This window comes from Nakamurella antarctica, from assembly GCF_003860405.1.
Taxonomy (GTDB): domain Bacteria; phylum Actinomycetota; class Actinomycetes; order Mycobacteriales; family Nakamurellaceae; genus Nakamurella; species Nakamurella antarctica.
In genome coordinates this window covers 3312256-3325969 of record NZ_CP034170.1, presented here as the reverse complement: position 1 = coordinate 3325969, position 13714 = coordinate 3312256, and the positions used below count along the sequence as shown (strand labels likewise).

Sequence of the window (13714 nt, the reverse complement as noted above, 5' to 3'; positions counted from 1 at the left end):
AATATGGCTGGCGACACGATCATCACCGTGGTGGGCAACTTAACTGCCGACCCCGAACTGCGCTTCACCGCATCCGGTGCTGCCGTTGCTAACTTCACCGTGGCTTCGACGCCGCGCACATTTGACCGCGCAAGCGGCGAGTGGAAGGACGGCGAAGCTTTGTTCCTGCGCTGCAACATCTGGCGCCAGGCTGCGGAGAACGTTGCCGAGTCCCTCACCCGAGGCAGCCGAGTGGTTGTCACGGGCAGGCTCAAGCAGCGGTCCTTCGACACCAAGGAAGGCGAGAAGCGCACGGTTATCGAGCTGGAGGTCGACGAAATCGGCCCCTCGCTGCGCTACGCCACCGCAAAGGTCAACCGGGTCAATCGCGGCTCCGACGGTGCCAGTGGCGCTGGCGGCGGCGGCGGTTATGGCGCCGGTGGCGGATCCGGAGGCGGCGCACCCGCTGAGGATCCTTGGGCCTCGGCTCCGCCGGCAGGCCAGGGTGGCTACTCCGACGAGCCACCGTTCTAAACACCCCCACTTACTTTCTTCACTTAAATTCTGGAGTTTGAACCGTTATGGCAAAGCCCCCACCCCGCAGTTCCAAGAACCTCAAGGTCGCCAGCACCAAGCCGTGTGCCTTCTGCAACAAAAAGAAGGCCCAGGCAATCGACTACAAGAACATCCCGTTGCTGCGCAGCTACATCTCCGACCGCGGCAAGATCCGCGCTCGCCGCGTCACCGGTAACTGCACCATCCACCAGCGGGATATCGCTATCGCCGTCAAAAACGCGCGCGAAGTTGCGATGCTTCCGTATGTTTCGACCGGCCGCTAAGAAAGGCTCAAGACGTGAAACTCATTCTCACCACTGACGTACCCGGCTTGGGTGCTCCTGGCGAAATCGTCGAAGTTCGTGACGGTTATGGCCGGAACTTCCTTCTCCCCCAGGGCAAGGCCATCGTCGCCACCAAGGGCGCCGAGAAGCAGATCGAAGTTATCAAGCGCATTCAGTTGGCACGCGAAATTCGTGGCACCGAACACGCCGCCGAAGTCAAGAACCACCTCGAGCAGATGAAGGTTGTCGTCAAGGCTCGCGCCAACGCCGACGGCAGCAAGCTCTTCGGTTCCGTCACCAACGCCGAAATCGCAGACGCCATCAAGGCAGCTGGTGGACCGGCTCTGGACAAGCGCACCGTCGAGACCGATGGGCACATCAAGACTGTCGGCACGCATGCTATTGCCGTCAAGTTGCACCCTGGCGTCACTGCCAAGTTCCACATTCAGGTCGTCACGTCCTGATCTGGTAGTCCAGGACTGCACCTCGTCTTGCAACACCGCGGCCCCGGCCGGTTCCCCGCAAGGGGTTCCGTCCGGGGCCGCGGTGTTTGAGCATCCAGAGGCGGTGCTGCAGCCGCCGGTGGGGGGTTTGGTGTCTCACTTGGGGATCGGTGACCGGAACGCAATCTGCCGCCGGACGGCTCAGTACACGTCACGTCGATCGCCAACACGCAGCGCCAGATGCCGGCGTGGTTTGCCGTCAATCCCTTCCCGCGCCGCCGGGGGTCGTCGAGACTTTCGACCTCGTGCAGGTACGCGAGTACGCGCCGCTGCACGGCGCGATCGAGCTTGTTGAACTCGCGGTCGAACTGGTCGGTAGTCTCAACGCTCCACCGGGATGTCACCTGTCGATCTCGGCCTCAAGCGCGGCGAGCGGACGGCTGCGGCGCCCCCCGGCCTCGAAGGCATCAATCGCTTCATCGGCGGCGTAGGCGTCTTCGAGGTCAGTCAGGTATTCATGAAGGGCCGTCTTGACGTAGAAGCTCTTCGAGCGCCCGGTGCGGCGGGCAAGGCTGTCGAGTCGTTCTTCCTCGTCCTTGGTCAGCCGAATCGAGATCGTCATGGGGCACCTTCGCCATCGGTGTAAGACATGTTTACACAGAATACATGCCTAAGACTAAACGGTGTTGAACGGTCGTCCGTTTGCCGATGGGCTCATGAGATCCTCTTGTCGGCAACCCCGGTAGAGAGGCCCTACCCATATGAGGAGCTAGTAGCACAGTGAAAGCCTACAAAATACTGATCGTTTTGCTTGTTTCCGCTTTCTGCATAACGTGCACGTGTGGAACTGCGCCCGCGCCACACGGGTCGGAGGTGATGGCAGCACAGGCCGTACACGGTCCTGAATCTCGACAGCTTGTAGCCGTTGTCTGCGCACGCCCGACGGGCCATCTCTGTCATCGGCGGCAGGGTGACTAGAGGCGACAGGTGCAGAGCCCCCTGTTCGGACGCCGCGGGGGCGGGCAGGGATGAAAACGGACGCAGATCCAATTTTATTGGGAAGCGCAGTCAAACTATGAGCCGGAGACTAAAGACTTGGAAATTGCAATGCAGATGGGCGGTGAGCTGTTGCGGTCGCTCGTTGGTGTCTGCGCACCCGTCCGACGATCCACACGACGAAGGGGAGCGCAACAGAGGCCGCTAAAAGGCCCCGGTTTGATCCTATTGGCGGCGCGCCCAAACTTCAGACGAGCGCGGTAACCGCTAGAAGGAGCGTTGAAACGGCCCGAGCACCAGCGGAATGACCGACCACTGTTTCCGCCGCTCGCTGCCCACCACACCGGCATGGCCCTTGGTTGTCCCCTCGCAGCAACACCAGGGCAGAATCAACTGCGAATCCACTGAGCAAGGCCGTTGCCGCGATACCGCCGATTAAAAGCCACGAGATCATCTCAAATGCAGTAGCGAGCTCGGCCAGGCTAGTCAGTACCACTACGATTTTGGCAATCGAATGGTGAAAAATTCCCTGCCTCACCAAGTTGGCAGCGGTCGAAGTTGCGGAGACTAGTTTGACCAACGCGGTCGAACTGAGGGTCAAGCACACAACTGATCCCAGCATGACATTTACAGCTGCCGGTATTGTCACGCCTATCTGCCTTCTAAGGCCACGGCCTCCTCAAGGGTAAAATCGATTGAGTACCCGCATATCAAGAGACTTCCCGCAGGCGCGGAACACAGGTGACCAAACGGTACTGCTATTGAGCCCCGTTCCGCGATGCGCGCGTAGCTAGGATCACCAGTTAGCTTGGTGAGCTGATTGAGCGTCTCGCGCTCCTTGGGCGCGATCTCAATCTCCAGTTCTGTCCTCCCACCAGCTGCAGCAACTAGTTCGTCATATGTTCGACCTGGCCTCCGACCGGAAGCGGCGCTCTTATCGATCCGAGCCTGGGCAATTGGCCGCAATATTTCTTCCTGTCCGACGATTTCAGCAATTGGTCTGACTACTGCCATCTTAAAACCTCCGTACATTCCGCGAAAAGTTCGACGAACGACACATCTCAGACCTCACCACCGGTCTCATCCGTGATCACTGTTCTGCAGAGCGCGCCACATCTGCGGCAGCGAATGCTCCAGCGGCACATGTACCTGTGTCTAATGGCGCCTCCATACACATAAGTCCACCAACACTCTTGTAGCGCCCAATTATGGGTGCGACCCAGTGAACCGGGTTGTAGCAGGCGGCAGCGCTCGCATCAGGCGGATTCAGCAGGTGCGCCAGCGATGGGATCGCAACAGTGATGCCACCAAGTACCATTCGCGGGAAAGTGCGCCGTCGCGGTGTTGGGTTCGACGGCGTATCTCCGAAACTCGATTCGGTCATTCGATCCGCAACCGTCAGGACAGGACGGTAGGGATAGTTTGATAATCGGTGTCTGTGGTCGACTTCCAGATTATTGCATCCTCGACCCAGCCCCCTACCGGGGGAGTCAGTGTAAGGGAAGTCGTGTGATGAGGACACTGAAAAGGAACCTCCGGTTTCATGCAGACACGGGTTGTGAGACAACAACAAGAGGGCGCAGCTAGACCACACCGGTTATGGATAGTTGAGTCTCGAGTGGACGATAGTCAAATAATCAACGCCAACTGGACTCCTGTGTGGTTGGGCATGGAACAGAAGGGGTACTCCGGGGAAGATAATTCGGCACAGATGACAGCATGGATCTGACGGGCAACGCCCGTTTGTCGGCCTGGGTCGATTTCCGATGTTGGGGAGAAGTTGTCGGTTGAGCGTCAATCAAACGAGTGTCTTGTCTGGTCTACTTGGACCATGGTCGAGAAACCGCGCACACTCGTCCGGCACGACCGGCGCGGGCGAATCTTTATGGCGCCCGGACCCATGTGGTGGTGGATTTGCGGACTTTGTCTGATAGTCGCTGCAGGCGCCGTGCCGATAATGGTTTTGTCACCTGGTGATCCGGCGCGACGCTGGATCGCGATCCTTTTCTTGGTGGTGGTTGTTGGGTACATCCTCGTGGTTCTGATGATGGCGCGCTCACGATGGCTTGGTTATAAGGCAGAACTGGCTAGGCGGGGGCTCACCCATGGTCTGCCTCCTACATCGACTGCTGAAGTCAACCCGGCTGCCCTGAAGAGAACTTGGTGGCTTTGGTGGCTTGGCGTATCTGTGGCGGCTGCAGGTGGGCTCTGCGCTTTTGCAGCTGAGACCACCCGAGACGCAACGGTTTTAATTGTGAGTGGCTTAGTCGGCGTCGTTTTTTGGGCGTTTGCTGCTTGGCCGCGGGGCTTTCGGCTGTCGATAAGAGCCAGATCTGAGCAGCCTAGGTCGATCCGTTACAAGCTTCTTGTGATGGTTCCCTGGGTTAGTGCTTTGATACTGTCGACCGCGCTGTTCTCGGATAGAGGGTTTCTTCCCAGATTCGGGGGGCTGTTGAGTATGTACGTGGCGTTCGGAGCTGTTGGCGTGGTGGTCGGGCGTACGGTTCTCAAGCGGAGGGGGCACAGCAGCCCGCCGACGGTCTCACGCGATTAGGGCAACCGCTAGATACTGGGCTGCTGGACACGACCTGCAGCATAGCTATTCCACACAGATAGCGTCGCCCCTAGTGGGACTGCTTGATGGCTGAGACTATCGCGAGCGTGCGACATACAGGGTGCGACGACGCGGCGTAAAGGAGCGACGGTGTCCAGGGTCGCTGAGGGCTAGGCGTGTCGTGGAACACCGCGAATACCGCTGTTCTGATTGTGGGGAAACAGTTGCTGTTCGACGACCTCACCCGCTTGGATGGGGTGAAAGTCGTTGGGGTGGATGAGCACGTGTGGCGGCACACCAGCAAAGGCGACAAATATGTCAGTGTGATCATCGACTTGACCCGGCCCGTGACAAAAGCGGTCCGTCCAGGCTGATGGACATGGTCGAGGGCAGATCCAAACGAGTATTCAAAGGGTGGCTCGTCGAACAGGACTAGGTATGGCGAGACCGGGTTGGAATTGTTGCTATGGATGGATTTACCGGCTTCAAAACCGTTGCCACCGAAGGACTTCCGAAAGCAACCGCCGTGCTGGACCCATTTCATGTGGTGTGGTTAGCTGGCGATGCGTTGGATGAATGCAGAAGGAAGACCAAGAACGAGATCCACGGCCACGCCGGCGACTCACTGTAATCAGCCCCTCCTGACATCGGTCTTAGCCCGCTACCGTGCGAACACTCAATCTTCGGACTTGTGCCGCCAAGCCATGATCCACATCGTCGCCCCGAGTGCGACTTGCAATACCCCAATAACCCAGCGGATGGTTTTCGCGCCGTCAGTCAATGGGGTGATAGCAAGCCAGATCGTTCCGAGCGCGACGAAGATGGGGCCGTTCCAATGATCCGCCCATTTCTGTAACGGAGACCGCGCCGGCGAGGGATACGTTTTCACTCGCACAGCTTCACACGCATCGCAGCAGTACGCCAGACTGCCAGAAAGCCTGCCAGTTGCCTGCCAGACAGCGGCTCGACCCCTGGCAGTGGCACCACGTCCATCTCGGCCGTTGCACCGATCTCGTCAGCCGCCAGCGATGCTTGACCCGTCCACACTCGACCCCGATGTGGTTGTCGAAAATGAGTGTGGTGCATTGACCGGTTGAGACCAAGATAGCCACCGCTCAATTCACGTTGTGTTGTAAGGACATTCGTGTGCGCATGACATTGGAGGTTTCCCTAGGTTATCCGCGTGGGCGGTGGGCGTGAAGCTCCGGTTGACCAAATCATCGCGGCGCTGCGCCAGCGGATCGGCGATAGTGGTGCGTTTGACCTTTCCGCGGACAGCACCGGTGAGGCCTTCACCGCGCATCAGCCGCTCCACCGTGCACCTGGCGACAGGTGTGCGTTCCCTGTTCAGGGTCAACCAAACCTTCCGCGCCCCATACACCCCGTGGTGCGCTGCGTGGACCCTGCGGATTTCGTTGATCAGCAAAGCATCCCGCCGCTCCCACTCCCACGCATCACGATTGACGTGTTCGTAATAGGTCGACGGGGCGATCCGCCAACCGCTCGCTGAGCACAGCGCAGATCGGCTCGACACCCCATCGAAGACCACCGGGTTCACGCCGGTCGGCGTGAACCCGGATGAAGTCCACGATCAGCCGTGTGGCCGGTCGAGCTCGGCCGCGAAGAAAGCCGACGCCGCCCGCAGAATCCCGTTCGCCCGCTTCAAATCAGCGTTCTCCCGGCGCAATCGACGCAATTCCTCCGACTCCGTGCTCGTAGTCCCATCCCGGGCGCCAGCATCGACCTGCGCCTGACGCACCCACTTACGCAACGTCTCCGCGACCGGAACCCCCAATAACGGCGCGATCCGCTGCATCGCCGCCCATTGATGACTCCTTCGGTTCCCGCTCGGCAACCATCTCCACCGCCCGAGCCTTCAACTCAGCCGGATACCGCCTCGTAGTGTTCCCTGGCATAACTCCAACTTTCTCAACAATCGGAGTCTCCGCACACACCGGGGCGGTTCACCTCAACAAGACACGGGGTTGACAAAACGTGGGCAGCTGACCTCGTGACAGAGCTGACCTCGACGCACCGCTTTAAAACGGTCCAGATAATCGACGGATATGCGCTTCTGCGACAAGCACGCTGAGCAGTCCACTGTGACTGAGGCAGTTCCTCGTTAGGACGTAGCGAGGACTTGGTCGTTCACGTTGGCTGCGTGTCTGGTTACCAGCCACCGGGACTGCCAATCTTATCGGAAGCTACGAAGAGGACGGTGACCTAGATGGTGGCGACTGGGCAGAGGCAGCTGGCGTTGGGGTGGCGGCTGGTGTTAGCTCCTTCTATTTAGGTAAAGGCGTCAGGGCCGTCGCGGCAGCCTTCAAATAGGTAGAATTTTAAGAGTTGGGACCCGATGTCTATATGGAAGGGAATTTGAGGTGACTAAATCTTTGAAGCTTATGGGATGGAAGGTGTATTTGGCTCTCGCATTTTTCCCGGTAATTTTTCTCGTCTTTTCGCGCACTGGATGGTGGACAGAACACCCAGATCGTATCGAGACGGTGGGGTACTGGATTGTACCGTTTAGTCTCCCTATGATGATTCTCGCTACAGTCGCCTGGCGCCGTCAACGGAAAAGCGGCTCTGCGCAAAGCACGGTGTAGTTAGGTTGGCGCGTCGGTTCCTGGGTCAGGGACGGCTGGCGCTACTTTAGTTGACCCTGATCCGACCACTTTCTGTCGGCTTGATGAGCTCGGTTAGGTCGTGGTGGGCTAGTTTATGGAACCTGACCGGCGAGCAGGTGCGGGGGATGAAGGCCGGGGCCTTGTGGCATCACTAGCCGCAGGAACGCCACTGACGATCTCAGTACCGCAAATCAGACCGGGACTCGATGTCATCAGCGGCGGCGAAGCGCTAGACGACCTTGCCGGCATCCTGTTGTCTCGTCATACTCGCGGCGGCGCGATAGCTGATGTGCTGGCACAGCCATTGGCCGAATTACTCGAAGAAGCCAACTACGACCTGGTCATCATCGACTGCCCACCAGGGGACCCAACCTACAACTCCTCGCGCTAGGCGCCGCAAGGTGGCTTGTCATACCAACAAGGGGAGACGCGGCCAGCCTCAAAGGCATGGCACGCATCGCGCAACGCCTCGTACAAGCGCGAGAGAGCAACCCCGATCTTGAGCTTCTTGGTGTGGTGCTTTTTGACCTCGCCATATCCGCCACAAGGGTTCGTCGTGAGATCACCGCCGAGATCAACGAAGCGCTCGGGGGAGTCGCGCCGCTGTTTGAAAGCACGATCAGACACAGCGTTGCAGCGATGGATTCCCGCCGCCGCGGACTCCTCGTGTACGAACATGCGGCAACGCTAGAAGGAGAACCATTCTGGCAGGCACTACGCGAAGGTAGGCGACCAACGTCAGCCGGATCTGCCCCCACATTGGCAGGCGACTACGGAGCACTAGCGCAGGAGATATTGCAACGCATCAACGAGCTCGAGCTAGCAGATGAACCAGTTGAGGAAACAGTATGAGGACAGCCAAAGCGCAGCCAATGAGTATCCCGAACCTAGCGACGGCGCTCGCGAAAAGGTCGCCCACGGCAGGGGTCGACGCAATCCAGAAGCCGACAAAACCGCAACGCGAGACACCAACTATCGAGGCCATCCCCGAGCCTGACCCCCGCCTAGATGACGAGACAGCCGAAGGCGGAGGGTTCGCGAAGCAAAGCTCATTGCCCAACACGGTGACAGCGCGCGGAGAGAGCCAAGCCGTTGCGAGGAACTACGCACGACCAATGTCGGTTTACCTTCCACGCTCAGCACACGAAACACTCGCTCGCGTAGCCGCTGATCGTAAATTGACGCATACCGCGCTTATGCTGCTGGCTATCAACGTCACTCATTCAAGGCTCGCTGAACTGTTGAACAGGGATTCGGCAAGCCCCAAGGGGGACCTGTTCGAGATTCCACAGCGCACGACGGAGTCAGAACCGTCTATTCAAACCACGATAAGAGTCACAGATGCCCAGCTCGACGCCATAGATGGGCTAGCACTGAAATTCGACAGCAACCGATCCAAGGTGACAGCAGCGGCGATTTGCCTCTACCTGGATTAATCAACAAGCGGTAACTAGGAAGAGTGATGGCGTCAACTTAGGCAGAGTTCAAAACTATGGTCCGCATCGGGCCCGTTGCTAAGCGCAATGGGCGAAAGAGCAAGCTAATTACAGGCGTTGCGGACCAAAATGTCAGCTGACTGTCCAGCCAGAGCAGGGCCCCTCTCGCCGAAGGCCGTGCAGGTCGCCGCTTGATGTTTCGACGGTTGCTCGTTGCGCGGCGCGTTAGTCGAGGAGTTGCTCGAAAGCGATTCGTTCGGTCTGAATCATGACAATCGCTGACATCAGACTTTCACTGTCGGCGGCCCCGAGGTTGCGTCGGAATCTGCGGAGCGCCTGGATTCGATCTGCCCACAGCTCCTTCTCAGATGACTCCGCAGCGGTTCGCTGTGCCCGCATGTAGGTTGCCTGGAGGTTGGAGTAAGCCTCCGCGAAAACGTCGTGGACACCCGATACGTCCGTGAGGCGGAAAATGTCGCGGAGCTGCTCAATGGTTACCGGCTCTTTTTTCACTGCGAGACTCATAGCTGCTCCTTTATTGGTTGCTGTCACCATTATGCCGCCCTGGCCTGACATTAAATCAGGAAACGGCGCACTCGCCTGCTGCGAACGGTGCCAGGCCGAACACTATGATTCGAACATGGGTACGAGAAGACGGGTAGCAGCGATGAGGTCGGATGCTGCCCTGTTGGCTCGGGCGGATTGGATGGATCTGCTTGTCGCTGTAGCTGCCGGTGAGGTGGTGCGCGGGGTTGGTGGGGATACGTCTTTCACGGCTCCGCACTTTTGGCGCGGAGTGGTTGTCACGTCCGTGGTGCGGTTTTTGGCCGATCAGGACCTTGTTCGGATGCCTATCAGTGGTCCGGCTGTTTTGGAGTCTCGCGGCCAACTGCTCGCGACCTTGTACAGCGGGAGTCCGAGCCCGTGGGAGCACGGCCTTACGTGGAAGGAAACGCTTTGACCACCGGCCGCTCCGAACGGCCGGCGCAGTATGTGAACGAGCAACCCCCACCTGACGGTCACCAAGCTGGGGGGCAGCGAATCCCGGTGATCGCTCGCTTTGTCGTTTCCGCAGGCGGTGAAGAATGGTTTCCTGCAATTGCGTCGAAGTGGACTGACAGTGTTGTTTTCCTGATTTGGCAGGCCGAGCCGGGGGAGCAGGCCAGTTCCACGTCGGGCTGGTTTCCCTCGGGTGATGTGAAGAGGGTGATCCGCCGCCCGGGCACGGAGTGAAGCTTGCGAAGTGATGCCACGGGTTGACAGCGCCCTCCGGATCCAGATTGTGTCGAAGAGGGGATGCCGGGTCGGCTTTGGGTTGAACGCCCGCAGCGTCGTTTCCAGGTAATTGCGTTTCTTGCTACTCGTTCGCTGTTTTTGGTCGTTCTCGGTTTTCAGCCAGGTATTGAAGGCGTTGTAGGGCTTCGTTATTGCGCGCACGCAGAATCGCTTGTCGAAGAGGTTTGGGGATGAGCAGAGCAGGGCCACTGACAGCGTCTTCGCTGATGGTTACTGTGCAGCCCTTCAGGTGTGGGGCGATAGCTAGTTCCACTTTGGCTTCGCCGGCTGGCCACGCTTTGGCGCTGAGAACGAGGCGCGAATTGGTGGAACAGTCCAGCACGGTGGTGGTGTCATCGGTCAGGAGAGGCCACGAGCCGACTGAGTGGTGAATGCTCGCGCCAGTTGCGGGCCAGTTCTGGTCCACATCGCGAATGCGGGACGCTCCGACCACCCAGAGAGCGTATGACCATCCGTCCGAAAGGACCGCGAATACGTCTGAGGGTTCGCAACGCATTTGTCTGGTCGTCTTGATGACGGACGGCGAGTGATGCGGTTCGTTCACCACGTGCTCATTTCTTTAGGTCCGGCCCCCGTTCGGTCCGGTGACTTATTCGCGCCGACTTTACGCTGCCAGTTTGCTGGGTTGGCAAGTAACTCGAGGGCGACACTGCGATCGGTAGCGACAAGCGGCGAGAATAGCGTGAGCATCGAGCGTTGCTCGCTCATGTACTGACGCGGGACATGTCGAATGTCCTCGTGCGTCGCGAAAGTTCGGGTGGATAATATTTGACCGGGCCGAACATGGCAGCGTCGAAGGTTCAGGTCTTCACCACAGATCGTCACCGAGATCCAACAGGTATGGGCCTGGCCGCTGAGCGGAATGCCAAATCGGGGGAGAGTGCAGGAGCCCATTGGGCGTGATGGCCATGCTGTCCGATTCTGGTCGGGACCGATACTGTGCTCCCACAGGTCAGAGCAATGGGTTGTCAGTGCAGGCCTTTTTGTTGCGTGAGCGGTCATGCGTGGATCGGGATGTTTGCTGAGCGCCGGTCGGATACTGATTGCCGAAACCGGTAAGTGGCACACTATCTCCATGAGCGGTTTTCCTAATTTTTGCCCGGAGAAGCTGATGTTGCCGTTGCAGATTCATACTCGCGCCACCGAGCTGTCAGGCTTCGCCCTGGATTTGGCTGACCAACCAGATCGGCTCTCGGTAGAAAGCCGGGCGCGAGAGTTAATGCAGGTAGCTTTCCCGGAAACCCACGTGGAGCTGAGTAGAACCCCATGCGCTCGCGAATCGCGAGCGACCGTTCTAGAGTTTGATCTACAGCGAGGCACTTACCGGTTTGGGATGCTCCGATTTAATCTTGTCGAGCAAGATCGGTGGGACCAAGACCGCGCTTCTTTGGCCCAAGCCTATGCAGAGCAAACCTGCCTTGCGATGGAACGTGCGGAACTTCGGTATCAAGCTCAGATGCTTCATGCGGCGTTGTTGAGTAACCGACTTATCGGTGCCGCGACCGGCGTCCTGATGGCAGTGAAAAAGACCTCAATCGATGCAGCATTCGCTGAGCTGACAAAGGTGTCGCAGGACAGCAATCGCAAACTTCGGGAGGTAGCGGAGGAAGTTTTGCTTACCGGGCAACTGCCAGTCTTCATCCCCGCCCGCAAACTGCCCCAGACAGAGGCCTAGCTAACGTCCTGGTCGCGTCACGTCCAGTACGTGCGCCCGAGCGGCACAACGCCATCGACGACTTGTTCGGCGATGACGTCGATTGTGGTGCTGGTGACGAACGCTTTGGCCCGCAAAAGCGCCACAGCATCTGACATGTCAATGTCGCAGGTGACGCTGAGTAAGCCGGTAGCCACCGCAATGTCATCAATTGCCGCTAATTGGTCACCACGGACAGAAATGGTCCGCGGGCGAAGGTCGGCTGGGGTTGCTTGGCCAGCGAAGATCTGGGCAACGCGGTCACGCAGCGGCGCGAGTTCATGATGTGGCAGTTGTGGGGCATCTTCTTTGCGGGAGAAGTAGAAGTCGAGTGTGCAAAACGCAAGCTCGGGTGCGAGTGAGCAGGAGATGATAGTTTGATAATCAGTTTGGCTGAGCAGCTCTTGTTTCAAAACGGGCCACTCGTTTAATGCGCCGGGCCCGGCGATGACAATCGCTCCGTTCCTGCGAGCCCGCTCGGTGGGTCCTGCGCCGATGGTGAAGAGCAATCGATCCGCGTGCGCGGCCATTTCGTCGCTCGCGCCGAGCAAATTCACCAGCGACCCACTGGCCGCACTTAAACACACCCCAGTACCCGGCAGCGCCGCAGCTACTGCTGCGACTACCAACTGGCCAAGTGTCTCCGGGGATTCGGGAGAGCAGCACAGCAGATCGTTGAAGTGGGTTGTGAATCTGCTCAATACGGTCATGAGCCTTCACATACCCCTCATCAAGGCATGCCGTACCACCCAGGAGCGAATTCTTTTACGGATCCGGCTGTGGATTGCAGCTAGACCAATAGGGGTATCGATAACCCGACGATGCCACGGGCCATGGCAAGACAAGGAGTGCAGGTGATGCAATTCTGCGCCGACCCACACCCTTCGGCCCCTTCCACAACGGAAAGAGTTACTGGCAGCGGAAACCAGTCAGATGGCCGCCGCAGCCTCGACGCTGCCACACCTTCTGCTCACCACCGATGCCTGGCTAGGCCGTCGACGACGGTGTCCATGTTCGACCGGGTCGTGGTGGTGGTGCCAGCTAAAAACGAAGCCGCTTCGCTGCCAAGTTGCCTCCGAGCTCTTTCTGCAGCTGCTGCCGAGGTGGTCATCCCTGTGTCTGTGATCGTGGTGCTCGACGACTGTACTGATAGCTCAGAGACTGTAGTGCGAGAGGCCGCGGCGCTTCCCACCATCGGAGTTGAAATGCTTACGGTGCAGGTAAGCAATGTGGGGGCGGCACGTAAAGCTGGTTTTGACAGCGCTTTAGCAAAGAAGAATGCAGATGGTTTGTGGTTGGCGACCACTGACGCCGACTCCCAGGTGCCATCCCATTGGTTCGCGGCGCAGCTTCGGCATGCGCACCTCGGGGCCGCAATCGTGATGGGTACAGTCACGGTTGCTGACTGGTCGGGGCGGTCACCCGAAGTGCAAAATCTAGCTGAAAAGCTGTACGACCGCGGCCCACATCGCCACATTCACGGCACGAACCTTTCCTTCACTGCCGTCGCCTACCAGCAGGTGGGTGGGTTCGCCACCTTGGCCTCTTCCGAAGATGTGGCTTTAGTGACCGCATTCGCTGCAGCTGGCCTCCCAGCGGCGTGGGCCACGGATATGCCGGTGACTACCTCAGCTAGGCGTATCAGCCGGGCACCACGTGGCTTCGCGGCCTACCTTAACAACTTGCAACAGCAGATACCGATATCGGCCGCGCCGCAACGGCTCCCGGCCCACTTATAGCCGGCGGGGCGGTTCGAGTGCCTTAGTGAGGGCGTGTCGGATCAGCACAAACCGAATTACGTGAAAGATCAACGAGCACCTGTTAGGTCGCGAAAAAAACCGGGTATCCATT

At 58.8% G+C, this 13714-nt stretch carries 15 protein-coding genes and 2 pseudogenes; 10 read left to right on the top strand and 7 right to left on the bottom strand.

The genetic code is table 11. From position 1 onward, the window contains the following. Positions 1–3: 3 nt before the first annotated feature. Genes EH165_RS14975 through rplI form a run of 3 tightly spaced genes read left to right on the top strand, consistent with a single transcriptional unit; the run spans position 4 to position 1282 of the window. A complete protein-coding gene (locus EH165_RS14975) occupies positions 4–513 on the top strand; it encodes a single-stranded DNA-binding protein (protein WP_124800152.1) in 510 nt (169 codons plus the stop codon). A 47-nt stretch (positions 514–560) separates the two neighbouring features. Then, a complete protein-coding gene (gene rpsR / locus EH165_RS14970; protein ID WP_124800151.1) occupies positions 561–818 on the top strand; it encodes a 30S ribosomal protein S18 in 258 nt (85 codons plus the stop codon). A 14-nt stretch (positions 819–832) separates the two neighbouring features. After that, positions 833–1282, top strand: a complete 450-nt coding sequence (rplI, locus tag EH165_RS14965) for a 50S ribosomal protein L9 (RefSeq protein ID WP_124800150.1) — start codon at positions 833–835, stop codon at positions 1280–1282. Positions 1283–1661: 379 nt separating this feature from the next. Here rplI and relB read toward each other — a convergent pair whose 3' ends face one another. Both relB and EH165_RS14955 read right to left on the bottom strand, forming a co-directional pair. Next, positions 1662–1883 (bottom strand): type II toxin-antitoxin system RelB family antitoxin, encoded by a 222-nt coding sequence (gene relB, locus EH165_RS14960; protein WP_124800149.1) that lies wholly within the window; start codon positions 1881–1883, stop codon positions 1662–1664. Between the two features lie 621 nt (positions 1884–2504). Next, positions 2505–2906: a MauE/DoxX family redox-associated membrane protein gene (locus EH165_RS14955; protein WP_124800148.1), complete on the bottom strand. Its 402-nt coding sequence runs from the start codon at positions 2904–2906 to the stop codon at positions 2505–2507. Positions 2907–4978: 2072 nt separating this feature from the next. Here EH165_RS14955 and EH165_RS16340 point away from each other — a divergent pair. Then, positions 4979–5430, top strand: a pseudogene (locus EH165_RS16340) (ISL3 family transposase); the annotation flags it as partial. A gap of 57 nt (positions 5431–5487) precedes the next feature. On the opposite strand, the gene EH165_RS14940 reads toward EH165_RS16340, so the two are convergent. Both EH165_RS14940 and EH165_RS16335 read right to left on the bottom strand, forming a co-directional pair. Continuing rightward, on the bottom strand, positions 5488–5700 hold the full coding sequence (locus tag EH165_RS14940) for a hypothetical protein (RefSeq protein WP_124800147.1): 213 nt from the start codon (positions 5698–5700) through the stop codon (positions 5488–5490). A gap of 297 nt (positions 5701–5997) precedes the next feature. Further along, positions 5998–6727, bottom strand: a pseudogene (locus EH165_RS16335) (IS3 family transposase); the annotation flags it as partial. Positions 6728–7532: 805 nt separating this feature from the next. On the opposite strand from EH165_RS16335, the gene EH165_RS14925 reads away from it, so the two are divergent. From EH165_RS14925 to EH165_RS14915, 3 genes are read left to right on the top strand one after another with little or no spacing between them, the layout of a single operon-like run. Beyond that, entirely contained in the window at positions 7533–7829 is a 297-nt protein-coding gene (locus EH165_RS14925; protein WP_124800144.1) for a hypothetical protein, read from the top strand. Between the two features lie 56 nt (positions 7830–7885). Then, complete coding sequence (locus EH165_RS14920) at positions 7886–8290, top strand: ParA family protein (protein WP_124800143.1); 405 nt, start codon at positions 7886–7888, stop codon at positions 8288–8290. Continuing rightward, on the top strand, positions 8287–8874 hold the full coding sequence (locus tag EH165_RS14915) for a hypothetical protein (RefSeq protein WP_164479269.1): 588 nt from the start codon (positions 8287–8289) through the stop codon (positions 8872–8874). The genes EH165_RS14920 and EH165_RS14915 overlap by 4 nt, the downstream gene beginning before the upstream one ends. 225 nt (positions 8875–9099) lie before the next feature. On the opposite strand, the gene EH165_RS14910 is transcribed toward EH165_RS14915, so the two are convergent. Beyond that, entirely contained in the window at positions 9100–9399 is a 300-nt protein-coding gene (locus EH165_RS14910) for a hypothetical protein (RefSeq protein ID WP_124800141.1), read from the bottom strand. Positions 9400–9514: 115 nt separating this feature from the next. Between EH165_RS14910 and EH165_RS14905 the strand changes: the two genes are divergently transcribed. Further along, the gene (locus tag EH165_RS14905) at positions 9515–9835 is read left to right on the top strand and encodes a hypothetical protein (RefSeq protein ID WP_124800140.1); all 321 of its coding nucleotides are present in this window, start codon (positions 9515–9517) and stop codon (positions 9833–9835) included. Positions 9836–10231: 396 nt separating this feature from the next. Here the strand turns inward: EH165_RS14905 and EH165_RS14900 are convergent, their stop codons facing one another. Next, positions 10232–10603, bottom strand: a complete 372-nt coding sequence (locus tag EH165_RS14900; RefSeq protein WP_239020621.1) for an SRPBCC family protein — start codon at positions 10601–10603, stop codon at positions 10232–10234. A 642-nt stretch (positions 10604–11245) separates the two neighbouring features. Here EH165_RS14900 and EH165_RS14895 point away from each other — a divergent pair. Continuing rightward, positions 11246–11845 carry an ANTAR domain-containing protein gene (locus EH165_RS14895; RefSeq protein WP_164479268.1) on the top strand — a complete coding sequence of 200 codons (600 nt, stop codon included), beginning with the start codon at positions 11246–11248 and terminating at the stop codon, positions 11843–11845. Between the two features lie 17 nt (positions 11846–11862). Here EH165_RS14895 and EH165_RS14890 read toward each other — a convergent pair whose 3' ends face one another. Then, positions 11863–12564: an ANTAR domain-containing protein gene (locus EH165_RS14890; protein ID WP_124800138.1), complete on the bottom strand. Its 702-nt coding sequence runs from the start codon at positions 12562–12564 to the stop codon at positions 11863–11865. A 156-nt stretch (positions 12565–12720) separates the two neighbouring features. Here EH165_RS14890 and EH165_RS14885 point away from each other — a divergent pair, with 156 nt between their 5' ends. Next, positions 12721–13602: a glycosyltransferase family 2 protein gene (locus EH165_RS14885; RefSeq protein ID WP_239020799.1), complete on the top strand. Its 882-nt coding sequence runs from the start codon at positions 12721–12723 to the stop codon at positions 13600–13602. Positions 13603–13714: the final 112 nt, after the last annotated feature.

Bases quoted from the DNA above. Each gene is read 5' to 3' on its own strand.
- EH165_RS14915 (WP_164479269.1), top strand. From the start codon at position 8,287: ATGAGGACAGCCAAAGCGCAGCCAATGAGTATCCCGAACCTAGCGACG.
- EH165_RS14920 (WP_124800143.1), top strand. From the start codon at position 7,886: ATGGCACGCATCGCGCAACGCCTCGTACAAGCGCGAGAGAGCAACCCC.
- EH165_RS14895 (WP_164479268.1), top strand. From the start codon at position 11,246: ATGAGCGGTTTTCCTAATTTTTGCCCGGAGAAGCTGATGTTGCCGTTG.
- EH165_RS14905 (WP_124800140.1), top strand. From the start codon at position 9,515: ATGGGTACGAGAAGACGGGTAGCAGCGATGAGGTCGGATGCTGCCCTG.
- EH165_RS14975 (WP_124800152.1), top strand. From the start codon at position 4: ATGGCTGGCGACACGATCATCACCGTGGTGGGCAACTTAACTGCCGAC.
- rpsR (WP_124800151.1), top strand. From the start codon at position 561: ATGGCAAAGCCCCCACCCCGCAGTTCCAAGAACCTCAAGGTCGCCAGC.
- relB (WP_124800149.1), bottom strand. From the start codon at position 1,883: ATGACGATCTCGATTCGGCTGACCAAGGACGAGGAAGAACGACTCGAC.
- EH165_RS14885 (WP_239020799.1), top strand. From the start codon at position 12,721: ATGCAATTCTGCGCCGACCCACACCCTTCGGCCCCTTCCACAACGGAA.
- EH165_RS14925 (WP_124800144.1), top strand. From the start codon at position 7,533: ATGGAACCTGACCGGCGAGCAGGTGCGGGGGATGAAGGCCGGGGCCTT.
- EH165_RS14910 (WP_124800141.1), bottom strand. From the start codon at position 9,399: ATGAGTCTCGCAGTGAAAAAAGAGCCGGTAACCATTGAGCAGCTCCGC.